This is a genomic window from Zavarzinia sp. (assembly GCF_041650655.1).
Lineage (GTDB): Bacteria > Pseudomonadota > Alphaproteobacteria > Zavarziniales > Zavarziniaceae > Zavarzinia.
The window spans coordinates 1-3,707 of record NZ_JBAZKR010000197.1 but is presented as its reverse complement, the minus strand read 5'-3'; the positions used below and the strand labels follow the sequence as shown (position 1 = coordinate 3,707).

Here is a 3,707-nt window from a genome sequence, read left to right as displayed (position 1 = left end):
AGGTCTCCGGCAGGGAGGCGGTGCCCGGCGCCGCACCGGCGGGTGCATAGGCGGTCGTCGCGGGTGTCGACGGCAGCAGGGCGACGGCCCCGGCGATCACCGCGGCGGCTGCTCCGGCGGCGAGCCAGAGCCGGACGGGCGGGCGCCGGCGCTCCGTCGCGAGGCCGAGGCGTGCCAGCATCGCGTCGTCGACCGGCAGGGGCGGCGTCTTGGCGCGCGCATCGGCCAACCGGCGATCGACGGCGACGAAGCGGTCGTAGAGGTGAAGCACCGGCTGGTCCTGGCGGAGCAGGTCGCGCAGGCCCTCGACCTCGCCGTTCTCCACCGCCAGAGTGGCGACGAGCCCGATCAGCTCGTCCCGGTTTTCCGCAGTCTCAGGCATGAGCGACCTCCAATCCGATGGCGTCGGCCAGGGCGAGCTTGGCCCGCGCCAGGCGCGAGCGCACGGTGCCGGCGGGAATGTCGAGCACGGTGGCAGCCTCGTCCGACGTCAGGTCTTCGATACAGCACAGCATGATGATCTCCCGATGCATCGGTTGCAGGCGGCCGATATGGCGCCAGATGTCGTCGAAGCGGAGGTCGGTGGCGCCGGCCGTGGCCGCTTCGTCCCCCATCGTGTCGTCGTCCAGCGGCAGGGCGAAGGCAAAGTGCCGCTTCCTGCGCCGGACGATGTCGATCCAGCAATTGCGCAGCACGGCATAGCACCAGGCCCGCCCGATCTCGGCCGCCGGCACCCGTTGCAGGTGGCGCAGCATCTTTTCGCAGGCTTCCTGCAACAGGTCGTCGCCATCGGCCGCGGTGCCCGCCAGCCGGTGGGCATAGCGGCGCAGGGTCGGCAGGTGGCTCGTCACTACGGCGCTGTTCAGGCCCGGCACGTCGTCTTTCCCGGTTCTTCGTCCTTCAGGAAACGTCGCCGGGGCCGATTACGTCCATCGCCCCGAAAAAATATTTTTCCGGCGTCGCAGGGACGGTTTCGCCACCCGCCGTCGTCTCCTGTTCGGCACTTCGATGCCGGACGAAAACGGGACGACCCAGATGAACAACAGCAAACTCTTGATTTCCTCGGCGGCGGCGCTGGTGCTGGTGCTAGCCGCACCGCTCGCCCTGCCCGGCAGTGTCCGCCATCTCCTGGCCGGTGACGCCTTCGCGGAAGGTGGTGAAGGCGGCGAGGGCGGCCACGGTGGCGAGGGCGGCCACGGTGGCGAAGGCGGCCATGGCGGCGAAGGTGGCTCCGGCGGCGAGGGCGGCAGCGGCGGCGAAGGTGGCTCCGGTGGGGAAGCCGGCGGTCACGACGGCGCCGGCCATGACGGCGCCGGTCACGACGGTGGTGGCGCCGGCGCCGAAGCCGGCGACGACCGGGGCGGTGCCGAAGCCGGTGATGACCGGGGCGGTGCCGAAGCTGGTGACGACAAGGGCGGTGCCGAGGCCGGTGATGACCGGGGCGGTGCCGAGGCCGGTGACGACAAGGGTGGTGCCGACGCGGGCGACGACAAGGGCAGCACGACGGGTGCGCCCGCAGTGGTGGCTCCTGTCCCCTGACGGCCGTGTCTTTCCCGTGGCGGGGCAGGCTGCCGCCACGGGAAAGGCGGAGGCTATTCCGACTTGATCTTCACATAGGTGCCCGGCGCGTCGTCGAGGACGCGGAGCTTGCCGTCGCCCGGCACGCGGGCCGGCACCTTGGCGCCCGACTTCTTGGACATCCACTCGTCCCAGTCCGGCCACCAGGAGCCCGGGGTCTCCTTCGCCTTGGACAGCCAATCCTCGAAGGAGGCGGCGCCGGTCAGGTCGTCGTTGGTCCAATATTGGTATTTCTTGGCCTCGGGCGGATTGATGACGCCGGCGATATGGCCGGAGCCGGCCAGGATCAGGCGCACCGGCGTCTTGAAGATGCGGGCGCCGCGGAACACCGAACGGGCCGGGGCGATATGGTCTTCCCGGCTGGCCACGAAATAGAGCGGCACCTTCACCTTGTTCAGGAAGATCGACACGCCGTTCAGGGTGATGCCGCCCGGCTGCGACAGCAGGTTCTTCTGGTAGCATTCGCGCAGATAGAACATGTGCATGGCGATCGGCATCCGCGTCGCGTCCTGGTTCCAATACAGGAGGTCGAAGGGGAAGGGATCGCGGCCGAGCAAGTAGTTGTTCACGACGAAGGACCAGATCAGGTCGTTCGCGCGCAGCATGTTGAAGGTGGTCGCCATGTCGCCGCCTTCGAGATAGCCCTTCTCGGACATGCGGCCGGCGAGGAATTCGAGCTGATCCTCGTCGATGAAGATCGACAGCTCGCCCGCTTCGGCGAAATCGACCTGGGCGGCGAAGAAGGTGCAGGCGGCGATCCGTTTGTCGCCGATCGTCTGCAGATAGGCGAGGGTAGCGGCCGTCAGGGTGCCGCCGATGCAATAGCCGATGGCATTCACCTGATGCTCGCCGGTCGCCTGCTCGACGGCGTCGAGGGCGGCCAGCACGCCCTGGTTCATGTAACCCTCGAAGCCGACCTGGGCCAGCTTGCTGTCCGGGTTGACCCAGGAGATCACGAAGACGGTGTAGCCGAGGCCGACCGCCCATTTGATGAAGGAGTTCTGCGGCTTCAGGTCGAGGATATAGTATTTGTTGATCCAGGGCGGCACGATCACCAGCGGCCGCTTGTAGACCTTCTCGGTCGTCGGCTCGTATTGGATCAGCTCGATCAACTCGTTGCGGAAGACGACCTTGCCCGGGGTCACGGCGATGTTACGGCCGACCTCGAAGGCGTTGGGGTCGGTCATGCGGATCGCCAGGCGTCCCTTGCCGCGCTCCAGGTCCTCGAGCACGTGGTCGAGCCCGCGCACCAGATTCTCGCCATTGGTCTCGATGGTGACGCGCAGCACCTCGGGATTGGTCAGGACGAAATTCGAGGGCGCGATCGCATCGACGAACTGGCGGGTGTAGAACTCGACCTTCTTCTTGGTCTTGGGATCCAGCCCCTCGACGTCGTGGACCGTGTTCTGCATCCAGCGCGCCGCCAGCAGATAGGCCTGCTTGATGAAATCGAAGGCCTGATTCTCTTCCCAGCTCTTGTCCTTGAAGCGCTTGTCACCCTTCAGGGGCGAAATCACCGGATCCGGCCGCTCGCCGAGCAAGCGCTTCGTGGTGCTCTGCACCAGATGGACGTAGTCCTTCCAGAGCTTCAACTGTGCATCGATCATCTGCGAGGGATTCGAGATAATCTTCGCCGTCAGATCGAGATAGGCGGAAGCCAGGTTCTGCGGGTCGAAATTCACGTTCTTGCGAACGATGTCCTGACGCTCCAGGAATTCCGCGACCAGCTTTCGGCAACGCTTGGCGATTTCCACCATATTGCGGGCGAGGGCGGTGGGATCGGGGATGGGCTGCTGGTCTTTGCCGTGTTGATCGGCCATGAACCATTCCTTATTCTGCGCGTGCGATGGGCGTGGGCTTCCTCGTGGAGGCGGAGTATATGAACTTCGCGCCATGCGTTAAAGTCGACGTCTGTCTAAAAATCATGCGCCCCGTGCGGGCCGTGTTGTCCGAGGTTCAAGCAATGGTCGCTAAGCTCGCTCAGGGCGGGGATATTTCGGTTCGCCTGGTGCCTTCGCTCGTGCTCGCCGTCGGTGTCGCTTCGGCGTCGCTGGGGGCTGTGCTGGCCGCGGGTGCCCTGACCGTGGCCCAGACCGCGACCGATTCGAACACGCCCTCGACCACGACGG

At 66.2% G+C, this 3,707-nt stretch carries 4 protein-coding genes; all 4 read right to left on the bottom strand.

The features are described from left to right. The coding region (locus tag WC493_RS22075) for a hypothetical protein (RefSeq protein ID WP_373068591.1) at nucleotides 1-382 on the bottom strand (382 nt) is incomplete at its 3' end. After that, entirely contained in the window at nucleotides 375-875 is a 501-nt protein-coding gene (locus tag WC493_RS22070; RefSeq protein WP_373068589.1) for an RNA polymerase sigma factor, read from the bottom strand. The genes WC493_RS22070 and WC493_RS22075, both read right to left, overlap by 8 nt. A gap of 211 nt (nucleotides 876-1,086) precedes the next feature. Continuing rightward, the gene (locus WC493_RS22065; RefSeq protein WP_373068587.1) at nucleotides 1,087-1,578 is read right to left on the bottom strand and encodes a hypothetical protein; all 492 of its coding nucleotides are present in this window, start codon (nucleotides 1,576-1,578) and stop codon (nucleotides 1,087-1,089) included. A gap of 14 nt (nucleotides 1,579-1,592) precedes the next feature. After that, nucleotides 1,593-3,398, bottom strand: coding sequence for a PHA/PHB synthase family protein (locus tag WC493_RS22060; RefSeq protein WP_373068585.1), 1,806 nt, complete (start codon nucleotides 3,396-3,398; stop codon nucleotides 1,593-1,595). Between the last annotated feature and the right edge of the window lie 309 nt (nucleotides 3,399-3,707).

Coding starts and splice junctions, on each gene's coding strand:
- WC493_RS22060 (WP_373068585.1), bottom strand. CDS start 3,398: ATGGCCGATCAACACGGCAAAGACCAGCAGCCCATCCCCGATCCCACC.